Origin of the sequence: Pseudomonas sp. NBRC 111143 (assembly GCF_001320965.1) — a bacterium.
Classification (GTDB): Bacteria; Pseudomonadota; Gammaproteobacteria; order Pseudomonadales; family Pseudomonadaceae; genus Aquipseudomonas; species Aquipseudomonas machongensis.
In genome coordinates this window covers 17,941-39,856 of sequence record NZ_BCBT01000041.1, presented here as the reverse complement: position 1 = coordinate 39,856, position 21,916 = coordinate 17,941, and the positions used below count along the sequence as shown (strand labels likewise).

At 61.6% G+C, this 21,916-nt stretch carries 19 protein-coding genes; 14 read left to right on the top strand and 5 right to left on the bottom strand.

Going from position 1 to position 21,916, the window contains the following annotated elements:
* The first annotated feature begins 52 nt into the window (after positions 1-52).
* The 7 genes from APH44_RS20225 to APH44_RS20195 all read left to right on the top strand — a co-directional run bounded on the left by APH44_RS20225 (position 53) and on the right by APH44_RS20195 (position 10,553).
* Positions 53-2,884 carry a 2-oxoglutarate dehydrogenase E1 component gene (locus APH44_RS20225; RefSeq protein ID WP_054894253.1) on the top strand — a complete coding sequence of 944 codons (2,832 nt, stop codon included), beginning with the start codon at positions 53-55 and terminating at the stop codon, positions 2,882-2,884.
* Positions 2,885-2,926: 42 nt separating this feature from the next.
* Positions 2,927-4,150: a 2-oxoglutarate dehydrogenase complex dihydrolipoyllysine-residue succinyltransferase gene (odhB, locus tag APH44_RS20220; RefSeq protein ID WP_054894252.1), complete on the top strand. Its 1,224-nt coding sequence runs from the start codon at positions 2,927-2,929 to the stop codon at positions 4,148-4,150.
* 95 nt (positions 4,151-4,245) lie between these two features.
* Complete coding sequence (gene lpdA, locus APH44_RS20215; RefSeq protein WP_054894251.1) at positions 4,246-5,682, top strand: dihydrolipoyl dehydrogenase; 1,437 nt, start codon at positions 4,246-4,248, stop codon at positions 5,680-5,682.
* A 170-nt stretch (positions 5,683-5,852) separates the two neighbouring features.
* On the top strand, positions 5,853-7,019 hold the full coding sequence (gene sucC / locus APH44_RS20210; protein ID WP_011534748.1) for an ADP-forming succinate--CoA ligase subunit beta: 1,167 nt from the start codon (positions 5,853-5,855) through the stop codon (positions 7,017-7,019).
* Positions 7,019-7,903, top strand: a complete 885-nt coding sequence (gene sucD / locus APH44_RS20205) for a succinate--CoA ligase subunit alpha (protein WP_016393102.1) — start codon at positions 7,019-7,021, stop codon at positions 7,901-7,903. The genes sucC and sucD overlap by 1 nt, the downstream gene beginning before the upstream one ends.
* A 388-nt stretch (positions 7,904-8,291) precedes the next feature.
* On the top strand, positions 8,292-9,605 hold the full coding sequence (brnQ, locus tag APH44_RS20200) for a branched-chain amino acid transport system II carrier protein (RefSeq protein WP_054894250.1): 1,314 nt from the start codon (positions 8,292-8,294) through the stop codon (positions 9,603-9,605).
* A 198-nt stretch (positions 9,606-9,803) separates the two neighbouring features.
* Complete coding sequence (locus APH44_RS20195) at positions 9,804-10,553, top strand: DUF599 domain-containing protein (RefSeq protein ID WP_054894249.1); 750 nt, start codon at positions 9,804-9,806, stop codon at positions 10,551-10,553.
* 82 nt (positions 10,554-10,635) lie between these two features.
* Here the strand turns inward: APH44_RS20195 and APH44_RS20190 are convergent, their stop codons facing one another.
* A complete protein-coding gene (locus APH44_RS20190) occupies positions 10,636-10,911 on the bottom strand; it encodes a hypothetical protein (RefSeq protein WP_054894248.1) in 276 nt (91 codons plus the stop codon).
* A gap of 155 nt (positions 10,912-11,066) precedes the next feature.
* On the opposite strand from APH44_RS20190, the gene APH44_RS20185 reads away from it, so the two are divergent.
* The 3 genes from APH44_RS20185 (at position 11,067) to htpG (ending at position 13,994) form a co-directional block, all read left to right on the top strand.
* Positions 11,067-11,543, top strand: coding sequence for a PaaI family thioesterase (locus APH44_RS20185; RefSeq protein ID WP_054894247.1), 477 nt, complete (start codon positions 11,067-11,069; stop codon positions 11,541-11,543).
* Positions 11,540-11,998 (top strand): PaaI family thioesterase, encoded by a 459-nt coding sequence (locus APH44_RS20180; RefSeq protein WP_054894246.1) that lies wholly within the window; start codon positions 11,540-11,542, stop codon positions 11,996-11,998. The genes APH44_RS20185 and APH44_RS20180 overlap by 4 nt, the downstream gene beginning before the upstream one ends.
* A gap of 88 nt (positions 11,999-12,086) precedes the next feature.
* Complete coding sequence (gene htpG / locus APH44_RS20175; RefSeq protein ID WP_054894245.1) at positions 12,087-13,994, top strand: molecular chaperone HtpG; 1,908 nt, start codon at positions 12,087-12,089, stop codon at positions 13,992-13,994.
* Between the two features lie 55 nt (positions 13,995-14,049).
* On the opposite strand, the gene APH44_RS20170 is transcribed toward htpG, so the two are convergent.
* On the bottom strand, positions 14,050-14,706 hold the full coding sequence (locus APH44_RS20170) for a TetR family transcriptional regulator (RefSeq protein ID WP_371105606.1): 657 nt from the start codon (positions 14,704-14,706) through the stop codon (positions 14,050-14,052).
* A 226-nt stretch (positions 14,707-14,932) separates the two neighbouring features.
* Between APH44_RS20170 and APH44_RS20165 the strand changes: the two genes are divergently transcribed.
* The 3 genes from APH44_RS20165 to APH44_RS20155 all read left to right on the top strand — a co-directional run bounded on the left by APH44_RS20165 (position 14,933) and on the right by APH44_RS20155 (position 17,881).
* Entirely contained in the window at positions 14,933-15,799 is an 867-nt protein-coding gene (locus tag APH44_RS20165; protein WP_054894244.1) for an SDR family oxidoreductase, read from the top strand.
* A 60-nt stretch (positions 15,800-15,859) separates the two neighbouring features.
* Positions 15,860-17,065 carry an arabinose transporter gene (locus tag APH44_RS20160; RefSeq protein WP_054894243.1) on the top strand — a complete coding sequence of 402 codons (1,206 nt, stop codon included), beginning with the start codon at positions 15,860-15,862 and terminating at the stop codon, positions 17,063-17,065.
* A gap of 90 nt (positions 17,066-17,155) precedes the next feature.
* Positions 17,156-17,881, top strand: coding sequence for a dienelactone hydrolase family protein (locus APH44_RS20155; protein ID WP_054894242.1), 726 nt, complete (start codon positions 17,156-17,158; stop codon positions 17,879-17,881).
* 129 nt (positions 17,882-18,010) lie between these two features.
* Here APH44_RS20155 and APH44_RS20150 read toward each other — a convergent pair whose 3' ends face one another.
* Positions 18,011-18,874 carry a pirin family protein gene (locus tag APH44_RS20150; RefSeq protein ID WP_054894241.1) on the bottom strand — a complete coding sequence of 288 codons (864 nt, stop codon included), beginning with the start codon at positions 18,872-18,874 and terminating at the stop codon, positions 18,011-18,013.
* Positions 18,875-18,992: 118 nt separating this feature from the next.
* Between APH44_RS20150 and APH44_RS20145 the strand changes: the two genes are divergently transcribed.
* Entirely contained in the window at positions 18,993-19,997 is a 1,005-nt protein-coding gene (locus APH44_RS20145; RefSeq protein ID WP_054894240.1) for an amidohydrolase family protein, read from the top strand.
* A gap of 78 nt (positions 19,998-20,075) precedes the next feature.
* Here the strand turns inward: APH44_RS20145 and fabB are convergent, their stop codons facing one another.
* Together fabB and fabA are read right to left on the bottom strand one after the other, a co-directional pair.
* Positions 20,076-21,296, bottom strand: a complete 1,221-nt coding sequence (gene fabB, locus APH44_RS20140) for a beta-ketoacyl-ACP synthase I (protein WP_054894239.1) — start codon at positions 21,294-21,296, stop codon at positions 20,076-20,078.
* A gap of 11 nt (positions 21,297-21,307) precedes the next feature.
* Positions 21,308-21,823, bottom strand: coding sequence for a 3-hydroxyacyl-[acyl-carrier-protein] dehydratase FabA (gene fabA / locus APH44_RS20135; protein WP_054894238.1), 516 nt, complete (start codon positions 21,821-21,823; stop codon positions 21,308-21,310).
* Between the last annotated feature and the right edge of the window lie 93 nt (positions 21,824-21,916).

The window sequence follows — 21,916 nt, the reverse complement described above, 5'->3', positions numbered from 1 at the left end:
CCAGGTTTGCGTGGTTCTTGCCGATCCGTCCCCTAACCGAGGGTGACCAAGCATGCAAGAAAGCGTGATGCAGCGCATGTGGGAAAGCGCCCACCTTTCAGGTGGTAACGCTGCATATGTGGAAGAGCTCTACGAGCTCTACCTGCACGACCCTAACGCTGTGCCAGAAGAGTGGCGCACCTACTTCCAGAAGTTGCCCGCCGACGGCAGCACCGCTACCGACGTATCGCACTCTACGATCCGCGACCATTTCGTACTGCTGGCAAAGAACCAGCGCCGCGCCCAACCGGTTTCCGCCGGGAGCGTGAGCAGTGAACACGAGAAGAAGCAGGTTGAAGTGCTGCGACTGATCCAGGCCTATCGTATGCGCGGCCATCAGGCTGCCAAGCTCGACCCGTTGGGGTTGTGGCAGCGCCCTGCGCCTGTAGACCTGTCGATCAATCACTACGGCTTGACCAATGCCGACCTTGATACGACCTTCCGTGCCGGCGACCTGTTCATCGGCAAAGAGGAAGCGAGCCTACGCGAAATCTTCGAGGCGCTGCAGAAGACATATTGTCGCACCATTGGCGCCGAGTTCACCCACATCGTCGATTCCGAGCAACGCAGCTGGTTCCAGCAGCGCCTCGAAAGCGTTCGTGGCCGTCCTGATTTCTCCGTTGACGTGCAGACTCACCTGCTCGAGCGCGTTACCGCGGGTGAAGGCCTGGAGAAATACCTGGGCACCAAGTACCCGGGTACCAAGCGCTTCGGTCTGGAAGGCGGCGAAAGCCTGATTCCGATGCTGGACGAAATGATTCAGCGTTCCGGCTCCTACGGCACCAAGGAAGTCGTGATCGGCATGGCCCACCGTGGCCGTCTGAACGTGCTCGTCAACACCTTCGGCAAGAACCCGCGCGAGCTGTTCGACGAGTTCGAAGGCAAGAAGATGAACGAGCTGGGCTCCGGTGACGTGAAATATCACCAGGGCTTCTCCAGCAACGTCATGACCGCCGGTGGTGAAGTCCACCTGGCAATGGCGTTCAACCCGTCCCACCTGGAAATCGTCTCGCCAGTGGTAGAGGGTTCGGTTCGTGCCCGCCAGGACCGCCGCAACGACACTGTCGGCGACAAGGTCCTGCCGATCTCGATCCACGGCGACGCGGCCTTCGCAGGCCAGGGCGTGGTCATGGAAACCTTCCAGATGTCGCAGACCCGCGGTTTCAAGACCGGCGGTACCGTGCACATCGTGATCAACAACCAGGTCGGTTTCACCATCAGCAACCCGCTGGACGCGCGCTCCACCGAGTACGCCACCGACGTGGCGAAGATGATCCAGGCGCCGATCCTGCACGTGAACGGCGACGATCCGGAAGCTGTGCTGTTCGTGACGCAACTGGCCATCGACTACCGCATGCAGTTCAAGCGTGACGTGGTGATCGACCTGGTCTGCTACCGTCGTCGCGGCCACAACGAGGCCGACGAGCCGAACGGCACCCAGCCGCTGATGTACCAGCAGATCACCAAGCAGCGCACCACCCGTGAGTTGTACGCCGACGCGCTGATTCAAGCCGGTCGTATCGACGCCGAGCGCGCTCAGGCCAAGATCGACGAGTACCGCAACGCGCTGGACAATGGCCTGCACGTGGTCAAGAGCCTGGTCAAGGAACCGAACCGCGAGCTGTTCGTCGACTGGCGTCCGTACCTGGGCCATGCCTGGACCGCGCGTCACGACACGCGCTTCGACCTCAAGACCTTGCAGGAGCTGTCGGCCAAGCTGCTCGAGCTGCCGGAAGGTTTCGTCGTCCAGCGCCAGGTCGCCAAGATCTACGAAGATCGCCAGAAGATGCAGGCCGGTGGCTTGCCGATCAACTGGGGTTACGCAGAGACCATGGCCTACGCCACTCTGCAGTTCGAAGGTCACCCGATCCGCATGACCGGCCAGGACATCGGCCGTGGCACCTTCTCGCACCGTCACGCGGTGCTGCACAACCAGAAGGACGCCAGCACCTACGTTCCGCTGAAGAACCTGTTCCCGGGCCAGCCGAAGTTCGAACTGTACGACTCCTACCTCTCGGAAGAAGCTGTACTGGCCTTCGAATACGGCTACTCCACCACCACGCCGAACGCACTGGTGATCTGGGAAGCTCAGTTCGGTGACTTCGCCAACGGTGCGCAGGTGGTGATCGACCAGTTCATCACCAGCGGCGAGCACAAGTGGGGTCGTCTGTGCGGCCTGACCATGCTGCTGCCACACGGCTACGAAGGCCAGGGTCCCGAGCACTCCTCGGCGCGTCTGGAGCGCTACCTGCAGCTGTGCGCCGAGCACAACATTCAGGTGTGCGTACCGACCACGCCGGCGCAGATCTACCACCTGCTGCGTCGTCAGGTCATCCGTCCGCTGCGCAAGCCGCTGATCGTGCTGACGCCAAAGTCGCTGCTGCGCCACAAGCTGGCCATCTCGACGCTGGAAGATCTGGCAGAAGGCTCGTTCCAGACCGTGATCCCGGAAATCGATGCCATCGATCCGGCCAAGGTCGAGCGCCTGGTGCTGTGCAGCGGCAAGGTCTACTACGACCTGCTGGAAAAACGTCGTGCCGAAGGCCGCGAAGACATCGCCATCGTGCGTATCGAGCAGCTGTATCCGTTCCCTGAGGACGACCTGGTCGAGATCCTGGCGCCTTACACCAACCTCAAGCATGCAGTGTGGTGTCAGGAAGAGCCGATGAACCAGGGTGCCTGGTACAGCAGCCAGCATCACATGCGCCGTATCCTGGGCCGCCACAACAAGGCGCTGGTCCTGGAGTACGCCGGTCGCGACGCTTCTGCCGCGCCAGCCTGTGGTTACGCATCGAAGCACGCCGAACAGCAGGAAAAGCTGCTGCAAGACGCGTTCACTGTCTAATGCCTTCGCGCACCTGAAACCGAATTTAAGGAAACACTGATAATGGCTATCGAGATCAAAGCCCCAACCTTCCCGGAATCGGTTGCCGATGGCACCGTTGCCACCTGGCACAAGAAGCCGGGCGAAGCCGTCAAGCGTGACGAGCTGATCGTCGACATCGAGACCGACAAGGTCGTCCTGGAAGTCCTGGCCACCGCCGATGGCGTGCTGGGCGACATCGTCAAGGGCGAGGGCGACACCGTCCTGTCCGACGAAGTCCTGGGTTCGATCGTTGAAGGTGGCACTGCTGCTGCAGCTCCTGCCGCCGCCGCTGCTCCTGCTGCCGCTCCGGCCGCTGCTGGCGCCGACGCTGGCGAAGACGACCCGGTTGCCGCCCCTGCCGCGCGCAAGCTGGCCGAAGAGAACGGCATCGACCTGGCGACCGTTTCCGGTACCGGTAAAGGCGGTCGCATCACCAAGGAAGACGTGGTGGCTGCAGTCGCCAACAAGAAGTCGGCCCCTGCCGCACCTGCTGCCAAGCCGGCTGCTGCTGCCGCTGCTCCGGTTGTCGTCGCTGCTGGCGATCGCACCGAGAAGCGCGTGCCGATGACCCGCCTGCGCGCCAAGATCGCCGAGCGTCTGGTCGAAGCCCAGTCGAGCATGGCCATGCTGACCACCTTCAACGAAGTCGACATGACCGAAGTCATGGCCCTGCGTTCGAAGTACAAGGACCTGTTCGAGAAGACCCACAACGGCGTACGCCTGGGCTTCATGTCGTTCTTCGTCAAGGCCGCCACCGAGGCGCTGAAGCGCTTCCCGGCAGTCAACGCTTCGATCGATGGCAACGACATCGTCTACCATGGCTACGCGGACGTCGGCGTTGCCGTCTCCAGCGACCGTGGCCTGGTGGTACCGGTGCTGCGCAATGCCGAGTCGATGTCGCTGGCCGAGATCGAGAACGGCATCGCCACCTTCGGCAAGAAGGCCCGTGACGGCAAGCTGTCGATCGAAGAGATGACCGGCGGTACCTTCACCATCACCAACGGTGGTACCTTCGGCTCGATGATGTCGACCCCGATCGTCAACCCGCCGCAGGCCGCGATCCTGGGTATGCACAACATCATCCAGCGTCCGATGGCGATCAATGGCCAAGTGGTCATTCGCCCGATGATGTACCTGGCGCTGTCCTATGACCACCGCCTGATCGACGGCAAGGAAGCGGTAACCTTCCTGGTGACCATCAAGAACCTGCTGGAAGATCCGTCCCGTCTGCTGCTGGACATCTAATCACGCAGCTGCACGCTGCAGGCGACAGGCTCCCGACCGGAGCAGGTCGCCTTGCCGCGTGCGGCTTGTAGCTTGAAGCTGATAAGGAATCTTTTATGACCCAGAAATTCGACGTAGTGGTGATTGGTGCGGGTCCTGGCGGCTATGTTGCTGCCATCAAGGCTGCCCAACTTGGTCTGAAGACTGCCTGTATCGAGAAGTACACCGACGCCGAGGGCAAGCTGGCCCTGGGCGGCACCTGCCTGAACGTAGGTTGCATTCCTTCCAAGGCGCTGCTGGACAGCTCCTGGAAATACAAGGAAGCAAAAGAAAGCTTTAACGTCCACGGCATCTCCACTGGCGAAGTGAAGATGGACGTCGCCGCGATGGTTGGCCGCAAGGCTGGTATCGTCAAGAACCTGACCGGTGGCGTTGCCACCCTGTTCAAGGCCAACGGCGTTACTTCGATCCAGGGCCACGGCAAGCTGCTGGCTGGCAAGAAAGTCGAAGTCACCAAGGCTGACGGCACTACCGAAGTCATCGAAGCCGAGAACGTGATCCTGGCCTCCGGCTCGCGTCCGATCGACATTCCGCCGGCTCCGGTCGACCAGAATGTCATCGTCGACTCCACCGGCGCTCTGGAATTCCAATCGGTACCCAAGCGCCTGGGCGTGATCGGCGCTGGCGTCATCGGCCTGGAGCTGGGCTCGGTCTGGGCCCGCCTGGGTGCTGAAGTGACCGTGCTGGAAGCGCTGGACACCTTCCTGATGGCTGCCGACACCGCCGTCTCGAAAGAAGCTCAGAAGACCCTGACCAAGCAAGGCCTGGACATCAAGCTGGGCGCGCGCGTCACTGGCTCCAAAGTCAACGGCGACGAAGTCGAAGTCACCTACACCAACGCCGAAGGCGAGCAGAAGATCGTCTTCGACAAGCTGATCGTTGCGGTCGGCCGTCGTCCTGTGACCACTGATCTGCTGGCTGCCGACAGCGGTGTGAACATCGACGAGCGTGGCTACATCTTCGTCGACGACTACTGCGCCACCAGCGTGCCGGGCGTCTACGCCATCGGCGACGTGGTTCGCGGCATGATGCTGGCACACAAGGCCTCGGAAGAGGGCATCATGGTCGTCGAGCGCATCAAGGGCCACAAGGCTCAGATGAACTACGACCTGATCCCTTCGGTTATCTACACCCACCCGGAAATCGCGTGGGTCGGCAAGACCGAACAAGCATTGAAAGCCGAAGGCGTTGAGGTTAACGTGGGCACCTTCCCGTTCGCGGCCAGCGGCCGTGCGATGGCTGCCAACGACACCGGTGGCTTCGTCAAGGTCATCGCCGATGCCAAGACCGACCGCGTCCTGGGTGTTCACGTGATCGGCCCATCGGCTGCCGAGCTGGTTCAGCAAGGCGCGATCGCAATGGAATTCGGCACCAGTGCCGAGGACCTGGGCATGATGGTCTTCAGCCATCCGACCCTGTCCGAAGCGTTGCATGAAGCAGCGCTGGCTGTGAATGGCGGTGCCATTCACGTGGCCAACCGTAAGAAGCGTTAATTATAAAAACCACGGCGGGCTGCCCGTCGTGGGTCTTGCGTGCAAGATCCACCGCGGAATGTCCGCCGGACCGGGCCACCGGAAAAATCCGGGGTTAACGGTCACAGGTGGCGCGGCTCTGGAAACAGCGCAGCGCCGAAGCGCAGTACCTAACGAAGACGGTAAAAAGCATGAATCTTCACGAGTATCAGGGTAAACAGCTGTTCGCTGAGTACGGCCTGCCAGTTTCCAAGGGTTTCGCTGTAGATACCCCTGAGCAAGCCGCAGAAGCCTGCGACAAGATCGGCGGTTCCGAGTGGGTTGTCAAAGCCCAGGTCCACGCTGGTGGTCGCGGTAAAGCGGGCGGCGTCAAGCTGGTTCGCAGCAAGGAAGACGCCAAGGCGTTCGCTGCGCAGTGGTTGGGCAAGAATCTGGTTACCTACCAGACTGACGCCAACGGTCAGCCAGTCTCCAAGATCCTGGTCGAATCCTGCACTGACATCGCCAAAGAGCTGTACTTGGGCGCTGTAGTGGATCGTTCGAGCCGTCGTATCGTGTTCATGGCTTCCACCGAAGGTGGCGTGGACATCGAGAAAGTCGCTCACGAAACTCCTGAGAAGATCCTCAAGGCTACCATCGACCCGCTGGTCGGCGCTCAGCCGTTCCAGGGTCGCGAGCTGGCATTCCAGCTGGGCCTGGAAGGCAAGCAAGTACAACAGTTCGCCAAGATCTTCGTAGGTCTGGCCAAGCTGTTCAAGGATCACGACCTGGCCCTGCTGGAAGTGAACCCGCTGGTGATCAAGGCCGACGGCGACCTGCACTGCCTCGATGCCAAGATCAACATCGATGCCAACGCCATGTACCGTCAGCCTAAGCTGAAGACCTTCCACGACCCGTCCCAGGACGACGCCCGTGAGGCCCACGCTGCCAAGTTCGAACTGAACTACGTAGCGCTGGAAGGCAACATCGGCTGCATGGTCAACGGTGCCGGTCTGGCCATGGGTACCATGGACATCGTCAACCTGCACGGCGGCAAGCCAGCCAACTTCCTCGACGTTGGCGGCGGCGCTACCAAGGAACGCGTTACCGAAGCGTTCAAGATCATCCTGTCCGACAGCAATGTCGCGGCCGTTCTGGTCAACATCTTCGGTGGTATCGTTCGTTGCGACATGATTGCCGAAGGCATCATCGGTGCAGTGAAAGAAGTCGGCGTGAAAGTACCGGTCGTTGTCCGCCTCGAAGGCAACAACGCCGAACTGGGCGCTAAAGTACTGGCAGAAAGCGGTTTGAACATCATTGCGGCAACCAGCCTGACCGACGCTGCTCAACAAGTTGTCAAAGCTGCGGAGGGCAAGTAATGAGCGTCCTGATCAATAAAGACACCAAAGTCATCTGCCAGGGCTTCACCGGCTCGCAGGGTACTTTCCACTCCGAACAAGCCATCGCCTACGGCACCAAGATGGTCGGCGGCGTCACCCCAGGCAAGGGTGGCACCACCCACCTGGGCCTGCCGGTGTTCAACACCGTCAAGGAAGCTGTGGAAGCAACCGGCGCTGACGCTTCGGTCATCTACGTTCCGGCTCCGTTCTGCAAAGACTCGATCCTGGAAGCGGCCTTTGGCGGCATCAAGCTGATCGTCTGCATCACCGAAGGTATTCCTACCCTCGACATGCTGGACGCCAAGGTCAAGTGCGACGAGCTGGGTGTCACCCTGATCGGCCCTAACTGCCCAGGCGTCATCACTCCGGGCGAGTGCAAGATCGGCATCATGCCAGGTCACATTCACTTGCCAGGCAAGGTCGGTATCGTTTCCCGTTCCGGCACCCTGACCTACGAAGCGGTCAAGCAGACCACCGACGCCGGCTTCGGCCAGTCGACCTGCGTCGGCATCGGCGGTGACCCGATCCCAGGCTCCAACTTCATCGACATCCTGAAGCTGTTCCAGGAAGACCCGAAGACCGAAGCGATCGTCATGATCGGTGAGATCGGCGGTTCGGCTGAAGAAGAAGCTGCTGCCTACATCAAGGCCAACGTCACCAAGCCTGTCGTTTCCTACATCGCTGGCGTTACCGCACCTGCGGGCAAGCGTATGGGCCACGCTGGCGCCATCATCTCCGGCGGCAAAGGCACTGCAGACGAGAAATTCGCTGCACTGCAGGACGCTGGCGTGAAGACCGTGCGTTCCCTGGCTGACATCGGCAAGGCCCTGGCCGAGCTGACTGGCTGGGAAGCCAAGAAGTAAGTAACACGCTATACCCCCCACGCGCACAGAGGCCACCTTCGGGTGGCCTTTGTCGTTCTGGGTCGTCCCGCGATGGGCCCGGAAATGACAACTCAGATTATTCGATCGGGCCCATAGGATTTTTCCAGCAGACGATGGTTTCAATCCGAGGATAATCCAGCCATCCTCGGTCACGCAGACGACAAACACATACGCACATCGGACAACCAGCACCATTGCAGTGCGTTTGCCCGGCAAATTCTGTAACCTACGCGTTCACTCTGTGCCCGTACCCCAAAAGGGAACGACACGCTAAACGGGTCTGGCTCATCAAGCCGGGCAGCATTTCCCTCATCCATGTGGAAATCCCTTCTCGAATCCCGATTTCAGCAGTGTGGTACTTCCTTAAATGAAAGTGTTAAAAGGCCAGGACATCCTGGCGCTTGGCTTTATGACGTTCGCGCTTTTCGTCGGTGCGGGCAATATCATCTTCCCGCCTATCGTTGGTCTGCAGTCCGGTCCGCACGTGTGGATGGCGGCGCTGGGCTTCCTGGTCACCGCCGTGGGTCTGCCAGTCATTACCGTGGTTGCCCTGGCGAAGGTCGGTGGCGGGATGGATGCCCTGAGCAGCCCGATCGGCAAGTTCTTCGGCGGCCTGTTGGCGGCAGTCTGCTACCTCTCGGTCGGCCCGCTGTTCGCTACCCCGCGCACCGCGACCGTTTCGTTCGAGGTGGGTGTGGCGCCACTGACCGGTGAAAGCCCGCTGGCGCTGTTCATCTACAGCCTGGTGTACTTCGCTGTGGTGCTGGCCGTGTCGATGTATCCGGGCAAGCTGCTCGATACCGTCGGTCGCTTCCTGGCACCGTTGAAGATCATCGCCCTGGCGGTGCTCGGCATTGCTGCCTTCGCGCTGCCAGCGGGCTCGATTGGTGACGCGCAGCCAGCTTACGTCGCAGCTCCGTTCTCCCAAGGCTTCATCAATGGCTACCTGACCATGGATACCCTCGGTGCCCTGGTGTTCGGCATCGTCATCGTCAACGCCATTCGCTCGCGCGGTGTGGAGTCGCCCAAGCTGATCACTCGCTACGCCATCATCGCCGGCCTGATCGCCGGTGTCGGCCTGGCCCTGGTCTACATCAGCCTGTTCCGCCTCGGCGCCGGCAGCCATGAGATCGCTGCGAATGCGAGCAACGGTGCTGCGGTTCTGCATGCCTACGTGCAGCACACCTTCGGCTCGCTGGGCAGTGGTTTCCTGGCCGTGCTGATCGCGCTGGCCTGTCTGGTCACTGCCGTGGGCCTGACCTGCGCCTGTGCCGAGTACTTCAGCCAGATCCTGCCGCTGTCGTACCGTGCCCTGGTGGTGATCCTGGCGGGCTTCTCGCTGCTGATCTCGAACCTGGGCCTGACCAAGCTGATCATGTTCTCGATCCCGGTGCTGACCGCCATCTACCCGCCATGCATCGTGGTCGTGGGCCTGAGCTTCGTGAAGGACCTGTGGAACTCGCCGGTACGCATTCTCGCGCCGGTCATGCTCGTTTCGCTGCTGTTCGGCATGGTCGATGCGATCAAGGGCAGCAGCCTGGCGCACATCCTGCCGGACGCGGTGGCGCACTTGCCGCTGAGCGAGCAGGGCTTAGCCTGGCTGGTGCCTTCGGTGATCGCCCTGGCCGCCGCGGTGGTCTGTGATCGTCTGCTCGGCAAGCCACGCGAGGCGCTGGCCTGATGGGTTGAAGCCTGCAGCAGTGCTGGCCACAAGCCCATTGGCACTTGCTGGGTGTTTGAACCCGAAGCCCCGTATCCGAAAGGATGCGGGGCTTTTTGTTGGCAACGAGGTTTTCAGAGCCCGCATGTGTCTTTCGCCGATAGCCAACGTCGAATTCGGATTCTAACCTTTCCATGCACCTGGCCTCTGGAACCCGGCATGACCTTCATCCAAAGCAATCTCCACAACCTGCTGGCCATCGCCTGGTTCGCGCTATGCTGGGGCGGCTACACCCGCTACGCCACCTGGAAGGGGCGCGACACAGCGTGCCTGGCCAGCGTCCTGCATCTCTACCGGGAAGACTGGATGCGCCGTATGCTGCTGCGCGACAACCGCATCGCCGACGCCAGCGTGATCGGCAACCTGGAGCGCAATGCCTCGTTTTTTGCCTCGAGCACCCTGATCATCCTGGCAGGTATCCTCACCGTGCTCGGCGCCTCCGATCGCGCGCTGTCGCTGCTGGCCGACCTGCCGCTGGTGCAGCAGGCCTCGCAGGGGATGTCGGAGATCAAGCTGCTGTGCCTGGCGCTGGTGTTCGTCTATGCCTTCTTCACCTTCAGCTGGTGCATGCGCCAATACAATTTCGCTGCGGTGTTGGTGGGTTCGGCGCCGATGATCGGTGAGCGGCAGGTCAGCGAGCTGGAGCGCAAAGCCTTCGCTTCACGCGCGGCGAGGGTGCTTTCGCTGGCGGCCAACCAGTTCAACCTGGGGCTGCGCTCGTATTACTTCGGCATGGCCATGCTCAGTTGGTTCGTCAGTCCGTGGATGTTCATGGTGCTGAGTATCGGAGTCGTATTCATTCTGTACCGACGGGAGTTCCACTCCCATGTACTGGAAGTGATGGTCTTCACACCCACCGAAAGTGTGCAGGGCGAAGCGAGCAAGGACACTTCGGTACATCTGAATTGATAAACACTCACTGAAGCGTTTCATCAGTTAGTTGCAGGCACAAAAAAACCCGACGCTAGTCGGGTTTTTCCGTTCAGCATAATTACTGCTTGGCAGGTTCGGCCGGAGCAGTGGAAGGTGCCGGAGTGGAAGGCTGGGCTTCCTCGGCGGCTTTCTGCTGCGCTTCGGCCTGATCTTTGGCGGCTTCGGCGTTTTCCTTGGCGGCCTCGTTCACTTTATCCTGAGCCTCGCCCATCTTCTCCTGGGCTTGCTCGGCATGTTGCTGTGCGTCCTGGGCTTTGTCTTCGCTCGCCTTGTCGCAAGCAGCCAGGCCCATGGCAGCGGCCAGCATCAGAGCAAAAGCAAAAGGTTTACGCATGGGGTGTTTCTCCTTGGTGGAATAACTTACTTGAAACCTTCGAGTCCATCCGCCAGCCATAAGTTCAACGCAGGTTGAAGATATATAACACCCCGTTCTATATCGACTTTTCCGTTGATTTGTGAAATGTCGAGTCGGCAAGGAGTATGCGGACCATGAGTGAGACGGCCTTGATGGCGATGGCTGGACGTTTTCTTTCAGCGCTCAGGCATTGCCAGGTGTTGCAGATGCGTGTCCATCACGCTGATGCCGAGGGCATGACCCTGATACTGCCCTGGTCGGCAGCGATCGTTGGCAACCCACAGACTGGCGCCGTCCATGGCGGCGTGCTGACCACGCTGATGGACACCACCTGCGGCATGGCCACCCTTTGTGTACTGCCGCAGTTCGAAGTCTGCCCGACCCTGGACCTGCGTATCGACTATATGCATCCTGCGCAGCCTGGCAAGGACATCCATGGCCATGCCCAGTGTTATCGCGTCACGCGTGATGTGATCTTCACCCGCGGCACGGCCTATCAGGACGACCCTGCTCAGCCGATCTGTCAGGTGGTCGGCACCTTCATGCGTCTTGGGCAGGAGGCCCGTGGTGGTATCCGTTTCGGCAGCGGCCTCAAGGAGGGCAGGGCATGATTCCCGAGGAAGTTCGCAAGCAGCTGACTCAGGCCCACGCCCGCGGCGACTATGCGCCGTTGCTGGCGCTGATTCCCTATGCCGGGCTGATCGGCATCGAATGCGAGCGCCAGGGCGATGATCTGCTGTTCCGCCTGCCGGCCAATCAGGACAACATCGGTAACCCTTTGCTACCAGCCATCCATGGCGGCGTGATTGCAGGATTCATGGAACTCTCGGCGGCGCTCTATCTGCTGATCTTCAGCGAGAGCCTCAGTATTCCCAAGATCATCGACTTTTCCATCGACTACCTGCGCGCCGGCCACTATCGCGACACCTACGCCCAGTGCCAGCTCTGGCGCCAGGGCCGTCGAGTGACCAACGTGGCGATCACCGCCTGGCAAGGCGATCGCGACTCGCCTATCGCCACTGCCCGGGCGCATTTCAAGATCGAACCGCATAAGCCCTTGAAATAGTCGGACATGCCCCCATCTGCTGAACATCTGCCCGGCCATGCGCAATTGCCGTCGGGTGCAATGACCAACAGATCGGAGTTTGAAGACGATGAGTGTGGAGACTCAAAAAGAAACCCTGGGCTTCCAGACCGAGGTCAAGCAACTGCTGCACCTCATGATCCATTCGCTGTACTCGAACAAGGAGATCTTCCTTCGCGAGCTGATCTCCAACGCCTCTGACGCTGCCGACAAGCTGCGTTTCGAAGCCCTGGCCAAGCCTGAGCTGCTCGAGGGCGATGCCGATCTGAAGATTCGCGTCAGCTTCGACAAGGACGCTGGCACCGTGACGCTGGAGGACAACGGTATCGGCATGAGCCGCGCTGATGTCATCGCGCACCTGGGCACCATCGCCAAGTCCGGCACCGCCGACTTCATGAAGAACCTCACCGGCGACCAGAAGAAGGATTCGCACCTGATCGGTCAGTTCGGTGTGGGCTTCTACTCTGCCTTCATCGTCGCCGACAAGGTCGATGTCTTCAGCCGTCGTGCCGGCGCACCTGCAGCCGAAGGCGTGCACTGGTCGTCCAAAGGCGAGGGCGACTTCGAAGTCGCCACCATCGACAAGCCGCAGCGCGGCACTCGCATCGTCCTGCACTTGAAGAAGGACGAGCAGGAGTTCGCCGACGGCTGGCGTCTGCGCAACGTGGTCAAGAAGTACTCCGACCACATTGCCCTGCCGATCCAGTTGCCCAAGGAGCAGGCTGCTGCCGCCGAAGGCGAAGAACAGCCGGCCGAGGAATGGGAAACCGTCAACCGCGCCAGCGCCCTGTGGACCCGTTCGCGTACCGAGATCAAGGACGAGGAATACCAAGAGTTCTACAAGCACATCGGCCATGACTTCGAGAACCCGCTGGCCTGGAGCCACAACAAGGTCGAAGGCAAGCTCGAGTACAACTCGCTGCTGTACGTACCGGCCCGCGCCCCCTTCGACCTGTACCAGCGCGAAGCGCCGCGCGGCTTGAAGCTGTATGTGCAGCGCGTGTTCATCATGGACCAGGCCGAGTCGTTCCTGCCGCTGTACCTGCGCTTCATCAAGGGTGTGGTCGACTCCAACGACCTGTCGCTGAACGTGTCGCGTGAAATCCTGCAGAAAGACCCGATCATCGACTCGATGAAGTCGGCCCTGACCAAGCGCGTATTGGACATGCTGGAGAAGCTGGCCAAGAACGAGCCCGAGCAGTACAAAGGCTTCTGGAAGAACTTCGGCCAGGTGCTGAAGGAAGGCCCGGCGGAAGACTTCGCCAACAAGGAGAAGATCGCAGGCCTGCTGCGCTTTGCCTCCACCCACGACGACAGCGGCGAACAGAGCGTCAGCCTGGCGGACTACCTGGCCCGCGCCAAGGAAGGCCAGGACAAGATCTACTACCTCACCGGTGAGTCGTATGCGCAGGTGAAGAACAGCCCGCACCTGGAAGTCTTCCGCAAGAAAGGTATCGAAGTGCTGCTGCTGACCGATCGCATCGACGAGTGGCTGATGAGCTACCTGAGCGAGTTCGAAGGCAAGGGCTTTGTTGACGTCGCGCGTGGCGACCTGGACCTGGGCAAGCTGGATTCCGAAGAGGACAAGAAGGCCCAGGAAGAAGTCGCCAAGGACAAGGAAGGGCTGGTCGAGCGTCTGAAGAGTGCGCTGGGTGACAGCGTGGCTGAAGTCCGCGTTTCCCACCGCCTGACCGACTCCCCGGCGATCCTGGCCATTGGCGAGCAGGACCTGGGCTTGCAGATGCGCCAGATCCTCGAGGCCAGTGGGCAGAAAGTGCCGGATTCCAAGCCGATCTTCGAGTTCAACCCGACTCATCCGCTGATCGAGAAGCTCGACAACGAGCAGAGCGAGGACCGCTTCTCGGAGCTGTCGCACATCCTGTTCGACCAAGCGGCCTTGGCTGCCGGTGACAGCCTGAAGGATCCGGCGGCGTATGTACGTCGCTTGAACAAGCTGCTGGTCGAGCTGTCGGCCTGAGTTCGAGCTTCATGAAAAAACCCGCTTCGGCGGGTTTTTTTGTGCCCGCCGAGCGCTAGCGCAAGCTTGTCAGGTATGCGCAGAACATATCGGCCATCGCATCGGCGTAGGCCTTGATCTGCGCCTCGGTGCGCGGCTGTTCCGAGAAACTTTTGCCAGCGCTGGCGAAGGTGCTGACGATCAGCTCGCCTGCCAGGGCCCGGGTCTGAGCACTGGCCTGGGGCAGCACTTCCTCGATGAAACGCTCGAAGGTCAGGTCTGCCGCCGCGCGCGCCTGCTGGATCTCCGGCGCATCGCGGTAAAGGGGGGCTGCATCGTTCAGTGCCACGCGCATCGACGCCTCCTCGCACTCCGAGCGAATGAACGCCTGCACCAGCATGCGCAGACGCTCGAATACGGGTTTGCCGACATCCTCGAGAATGCTGCTGAGCATCTCGCTGGTTTCGCGCCATTCTTCGACCTGCAGCCGGAACAGGATCGCCGCCTTGTTTGGAAAGTACTGGTACAGCGATCCCACGCTCACGCCGGCTCTTTCCGCTACCCGCGCCGTGGTGAAGCGGGTGACGCCTTCATCGGCCAGCACCTGCGTGGCGGCCTGCAGGATCGCAGAGACCAGCTCGGTCGAGCGGGCCTGCTGAGGGTGCTTGCGCGAGGTGATCTGTGGGCGTTTGCGGGTCATGTCCATGGCGCTGATGTGATGATTTGTGCGCATCTTAGGTGGGCGGGTTCGCCTGATTCAACCCGATGCCTGGTCGCAAATGCGACTGCAAATGCGATCCCGAATGTCGATTTCTTCCCATGAATCGATATTTATCAATGGGTTGTTTTGCATGGCTAATGCGACTCTCCTGGCGATTATCCAACCTGGAACATCGGCCGTACCATTTGCTCCTGATACGACGAATCAGTCAGGTTTACCATCGCTTCAGGAGTAGCTCATGCATGTATTCGTAACCGGTGCCACGGGCTGGCTGGGCTCGGCGGTGACCCGTGATTTGATCGAGGCCGGTCATCGCGTCACCGGGCTTGCCCGCTCCAGCGAGAAGGCCGCCGCCCTGGCTTCCACGGGGGCAGGCGTACTCTGCGCGACCCTCGATGACCACGATGCCCTGCGCCAGGCAGCAGCTTCGGCCGATGCGGTGATCCATACCGCGTTCAACCACGACTTTTCCCGGTTCGCCGCAAACTGTGAGCAGGACCGTCAGGTGATAGACGTGCTGGGCAGTGCATTGCAGGGCTCGCAACGGCCTTTGCTGGTGACCTCGGGCCTTTCCGGCCTGCCGCGTCATGCGGTCGAAGCGGACAGGCCGGTTTCCGGCGGGCTGCGCCAATCCGAAGCGGCGGCACGAGCCTTGGCCGAGTGCGGTGTGCGTGCTGCCACCGTGCGCCTGCCGCCCTCGGTGCATGGTCTGGGTGACCACGGCTTCGTGCCTATCCTGGCGAAGTTGGCACGCCAGAGCGGAGTTTCGGCGTACATCGGTGAGGGACGCAATTGCTGGTCGGGTGTGCGCCGCCAGGATGCTGCGCGTCTGTACCGCCTGGCCCTGGAGGAAGGCGTCAGCCAACCGGTGTACCACGCCGTAGCAGACGAGGCCGTGCCGTTCAAGGCGATAGCCCAGGTGATCGGGCGCCAGTTGGGTGTGCCGGTGGAACCGCGCCCCGCAGAACACTTTGGCTGGTTCGCCATGATGGCCGGGGCCGATATGGCGGCCTCCAGCGCCCGCACTCGCTGGCTGCTGGGCTGGCAACCCGGCTGGCCCGACCTGCTCACCGAGCTCGATCAACCCGGTTATCACGCCGACTGAGCCCTACCAACCCGGGGACCGCAAAGGTGCCCGCAGTATTCCATGACGAAGATCATCCCAATGAATCAACAATCCTTGCGTTTCTCGCCATCAGCGGCAGGCAGTGTATTTCTGACGCTGCTGCCGATCACCCTGGCCGTCTTCATCGGCTTCCTCACCATCGGCGTGCAAATGCCGGTATTGCCCTTGCACTTGCATGACCGGCTCGGCATGGGCACGGTCGTGATCGGGCTGGTGGTGGGCAGCCAGTTCATCGCCGCCCTGCTTTCCAGGGCCTGGGCCGGCAATTTTGCCGATGTGCGCGGCGCCAAGCGGGCGGTGCTCCTCGGATTGCTGTTTGCCGCAGCATCGGGCTTGGCGTACCTGGCCTCGCTGCTGTTTCTGAGCAGTGCGCAGGCGTCTGTATGGCTGCTGCTGCTCGGTCGCATCCTGCTGGCTCTCGGCGAAAGCCTGATCGTGACCGGGGCGTTGGGCTGGGCGGTCGGGCGGGTAGGGCCACAGAATGCCGGCAAGGTGATGGTCTGGGTCGGTATCGCGATCTTCGCGGCTTATGCGCTGGGCGCTCCGATAGGGGTCATGATCGCGGCGCAGTGGGGGTTCCTTGGGATCAGCCTGGCGACCATCGCCATCCCGCTGCTTGCACTTGCTGGCGTCATGGGTGTACGTGGTGTGGCGCCGACTGCGACCCGTCGTACACCCTTCTACCAGGTGCTGGGGGCGGTGCTGACGCCGGGTCTTGGCCTTGCCTTGTCCAGTGTCGGTTTCGGCTTGATAACGGCCTTCATCGCTCTCTTGTTCGCTGCCCGCGACTGGGGCGATGCGTCGCTGGCATTCACTGCCTTCGGCGTCGCGTTCATCGTTGCGCGGATCCTCTTCGGCCATCTTCCGGACAAGATCGGTGGCGCGCGCGTCGCGCTGGTGAGCGTGGCAGTCGAGCTGATCGGGCAATTGCTCATCTGGGGCGCGGCGAGCGAAGCGGTTGCCTACCTGGGGGCGGCCTTGACCGGCTTTGGCTACTCGCTGGCGTTTCCAGCGTTCGGCGTGGAGGCGGTGCGTCGCGCGCCCCCGCAGACCCGTAGCCTGGCCATGGGCGCTTATGTGGCGTTTCTCGATATCGCGCTGGGCATTGCCAGCCCCCTGGCTGGCGTGCTGGCCAGTACCTGGGGCGTGGCGTCGGTGTATCTGGCGGGAGCGGTGTGCGTGGGCTTGGCGCTGGTGGTCGCCTGGCGCTTGCTCGGCGCTGCACCGGTGCCTGTGCAATCATGAAAGATCGCCAGCATCGGCTAGCCTTTTGTACCGGGGACCGTACACACTAACGTCGTGATACGGAACAGTTCCAGGTTCAGGAGGAGTTTGATGAGCAAGGTAATCGTCGAGTCGCTGGTCTATCACGTTTCCGGCAGAGGCTATGAAAGCCGTCTGGTTTACGAGCCGGGGGCGTTGGGGCGGCCAGGGCTGGTGATGGCGCCGAATTGGATGGGCATCGGCGAAGGTGCCGAGCGAATCGCCAAGGAAGTGGCCGAGAAGGGCTATGTGGTGCTGATCGCCGACCTGTATGGCCAGGGCGTGCGTCCGTCGAGCGCCGATGAGGCCGGTGCGGCGATGATGCCGCTGAAAAATGACCGCGCCGAGTTGCGCAAGCGCATGCAGGAAGCCCTGGCGCAATTGCTCGGGCAGTCCAAGGCGCTGCTGGCGCCGGGCAAGGTAGGTACCTTTGGTTTCTGCTTCGGCGGCTGCTGCGCCCTGGAGCTGGCACGTACCGGCGCTGATCTGAAAGCGGCGGTGTCGTTCCACGGCACCCTGGACACGCCGAACCCTGAAGATGCCAAGCGCATCAAGGGCTCGGTGCTGGTGCTCCACGGTGCTTCCGACCCGCTGGTGCCCCAGGAGCAACTGCCGGCGTTCGAGGCTGAAATGAACGCTGCCAAGGTCGATTGGCAACTGTTGAGCTATGGCGGTGCGGTACATTCGTTTACCGACCCGAATGCCAACGTGCCGGGCAAGATGCAGTACGACCGTCGCACCTCGGAGCGGGCCTTCCGTGCGATGCACAATCTGCTGGAAGAAGTGTTTACACACTGACAGTGTATTGGGGCTGCTATGCAGCCCTTCGCGGGCAAGCCCACTCCCACAGGTGCAGCGCTGCTTGTCAGGGTTGCTCCATCCTTGTGGGAGCGGCCTTGCCGGCGAACGGCCGCGAAGCGGCCCAACCTAGCGAGGTAGCTCGATCTGGGAGGTCTCCCCCGGCACCTGCGGCCAGTCACCTGCCGCCCAGCGTGCCCGGGCCTGTTCGATCAACTGCGGATCACTGGCAACGAAATTCCAGTTCATCCGCCGGGGTCCGTCCAGCGGCGCGCCGCCTATCAGCACGAACTGGCACTCGCCTTCGGCATACAGCTCCACGGCTTCGCCCTCTGGCAGCACCACCAGGCTGCACGCCTCTACCTCGTCGCCGTTTAGCACCAGCTCGCCGTCGAGCAGGTACAGTGCTCGTTGTGCGTGCTCGTTCGGCACGATCAGCGAGGTTGCCGCCTGCATCTGCACCTGGGCGTAGAGGGTAGGAGAGAGCACCGGTACTGGCGACTCCAGGCAGAATCCGGTGCCGGCGATCAGGCGGATGCGTACCCCCAGGTTGTCACTCACCGGCAAGCTGCTTGCGGGGTGGTAGCTGTAGCTCGGATCGCCCTGTTCGTGCGTCTTGGGCGATGCCAGCCACACCTGTAGGCCGTGCAGCCGCGAGCCCTCGGCGAAGGCTTGTGCCGGCGTACGTTCCACATGGGCCACGCCGCGTCCGGCAGTCATCCAGCTGACGTCACCTGGTAGCACGCGCTGATTCGAGCCCAGGCTGTCCTTGTGCAGGATCTCTCCTTCGAACAGGTAGGTCAGGGTCGACAGGCCGATATGCGGGTGCTGGCGGATGTCCATGCCGTTGCCGGGTGCATAGTCGGTTTCCAGCATGTGGTCGAAGAACACGAAGGGGCCGACGCTGCGGCACTGAGCCGATGGCAGCGGACGCAGGATCGGTTGGCCCTCCACTGATTCGGCACGTGGGCGGATGATCAGGGGGCTGCTCATGGTCGGGCTCCGGACGGGCAGGGGGTGCGCCTAGCATAGCGGGTCGCGGCGGCGTGCTGAACCGTCTTGCAGGCGCGCGGGTCTACCCTGTTCCTGACTGGAACAAGGAAGCTGCTCCATGATTGCCAGAGTGCTGGCCTGCATCGTGTTATCCGGGTGCCTGTGCCAGGCGGCGCAAGCGCGCGACTACCGCTACAGTGACGCCCATCTGCATTACGTCGACTTCTTCCAGGAAACCGAAGGCATGCCTGCACTGCTGAAAGCCATGGACGAGGCCGGCGTCGAGCACGCAATGATTTCCGGTATCCCGGTGGCGAAGAAATGGCATGAGGATGAACCCAAGCGCCCACGCTATTACGCGGGCGACGACGCTGATGCCTACTGGTTCAGCGCTACCGATATCCATGTAGTGGCAGCGGTGCAGAAGTTGCCGGCCGAGCAGCAGAAACGCTTTCATCCATTCCTGTCGGGTTTCAACCCGGTGGACAAGAACGCGGTCAGCCACATCGAGCGCATGCTCGACTTGCATCCGGGGTTCTGGCAGGGCATCGGAGAGGTGTTCACCCGGCATGATGACCTCACTGCACTGACCAGCGGTGACACGCCGAGAGCCAACAACGAAGCGATGACCCGCATCTATCACCTGGCAGCCGAGCGTGACTTGCCGGTGCTGGTGCATTCGAACATCACCTCCAAGCGTGAGCGTAACCCGTTGTACCTGGCGGAGATCGAGGAGCCGCTGCGCAATCACCCCCATACGCGTTTCATCTGGGCCCATGCCGGTACCAGCATGGAGATCCATCGTCACCAGACGCAGATGGACTTCATCCTGCCAACGCTTGCGCGCATGCTCGAGGCTTATCCGAATCTGTACATCGACCTGTCGTGGAGTGTACTGAAGCCCTATCTGCTGGATGAGCAGGGCCAGCCCCGCAAGGCGTGGCTGGCGCTGGTCGAGCGCTTCCCCGATCGATTCATGCTGGGTTCGGATGTGGTGGGCAAGTTCGGCAGTGTCGGCGAGCAGATGCACGGATTCGCGCCTTTTCTGGATGCGTTGCCTGAAGCCGTGGCGCGCAAGGTGGCGAGGGATAATTTCCTTGCGGTGCTGCCCAGGCAGCGTTGAGCTTCCGACCCTTTCGCAGGCAACACAAATGAAAACGCCCCGAACCAGTCGGGGCGTTTTCGTTGTCGCAGCAGCGTCTTACTTGCCAGTCCAGCGCTTGAGCACCAGGGTGGCGTTGGTGCCGCCGAAGCCGAAGCTGTTGCTCATGACCGTGTCGATCTTGGCGTTTTCTTCGGTCTGACGCAGTACCGGCAGGTCGGCGACCTCTGGGTCCAGCTCGTCGATGTTGGCGGAGCCGGCGATGAAGTTGTTTTCCATCATCAGCAGGCAGTAGATCGCCTCGTGCACGCCAGCGGCGCCCAGTGAGTGGCCGGACAGGCTCTTGGTCGAGCTGATCTTGGGTGCCTTGTCGCCGAACACTTCGCGCACGCCTTTCATTTCAGCGACGTCGCCGACCGGCGTCGAGGTGCCGTGGGTGTTCAGGTAGTCGATCGGGGTGTCGACGGTGGACAGCGCCTGCTGCATGCAGCGGATCGCGCCTTCGCCACTTGGGGCAACCATGTCGTAACCATCGGAAGTCGCGCCGTAGCCGACGATTTCGGCGTAGATCTTGGCGCCACGGGCCAGGGCGTGTTCCAGCTCCTCGACCACCACCATGCCGCCACCGCCAGCGATGACAAAGCCATCACGGTCAGCGTCGTAGGCGCGCGAGGCCAGCTCAGGGGTTTCGTTGCGCTTGGTCGACAGGGCGCCCATGGCATCGAACAGGAACGACTGGCTCCAGTGCTCTTCTTCACCGCCGCCGGCGAAGACGATGTCCTGTTTGCCCCACTGGATCTGCTCCAGCGCGGTGCCGATGCAGTGTGCGGAGGTGGCACAGGCCGACGAGATCGAGTAGTTGATGCCCTTGATCTTGAACGGGGTAGCCAGGCACGCCGATACGGTGCTGCCCATGGTACGGGTGACACGGTACGGGCCGACACGCTTGACGCCTTTCTCGCGCAGGGTGTCCAGTGCTTCCATCTGGTTCAGGGTCGAAGCGCCGCCGGAACCTGCAACCAGGCCGGTGCGTGGGCTGGACACCTGCTCTTCGGTCAGGCCTGCGTCCTTGATCGCGTCCTGCATCGCCAGGTAGGCGTAGGCGGCGGCGTGACCAACGAAGCGATAGACCTTGCGGTCGATCAGCTCTTCAAGGTTCAGGTCGATAGAGCCGGAAACCTGGCTACGCAGCCCCATTTCCTTGTATTCCGGGTTGTAACGGATACCCGGACGGCTGTTGCGCAGGTTTTCGGTGACGGTAGCTTTGTCATTGCCCAGGCACGAAACGATGCCCAGACCAGTGATAACGACGCGGCGCATGCGAATAACCCTTAGAAATTGTCAGTGGAGGTGAACACGCCGACCCGCAGGCCTTCGGCGGTGTAGATCTCGCGACCGTCGACGCTGACCGAGCCATCGGCGATGGCCATGTTCAGCTTACCTTTCAGGACGCGCTTGATATGGATGTTGTAGGTGACTTTCTTGGCGGTAGGCAGCACCTGGCCGAAGAACTTCACTTCGCCCGAACCCAGTGCGCGACCGCGGCCCGGCAGGCCCTGCCAGCCGAGGAAAAAGCCAACCAGCTGCCACATGGCGTCGAGGCCCAGGCAGCCCGGCATCACCGGATCGCCTTCGAAGTGGCAGGCGAAGAACCACAGGTCTGGAGTGATATCCAGCTCGGCGACCAATTCACCTTTGCCGAACTTGCCGCCTTCCTCACTGATGTGGGTGATGCGGTCTACCATCAGCATGTTCGGGGCGGGCAGTTGCGCATTACCGGGGCCGAACAGCTCACCGCGACTGCAGCGCAGCAGGTCTTCCCGAGTAAAGGCGTGTTGTTTGGTCATGCGAGCTCCTCAATAACCCCCTGTGGCAGGGGATGAATCTTCCCGGCCGACCCGAAATCCTAGAGAGTCCGGGCGGCAGCCTACAGGTAGACT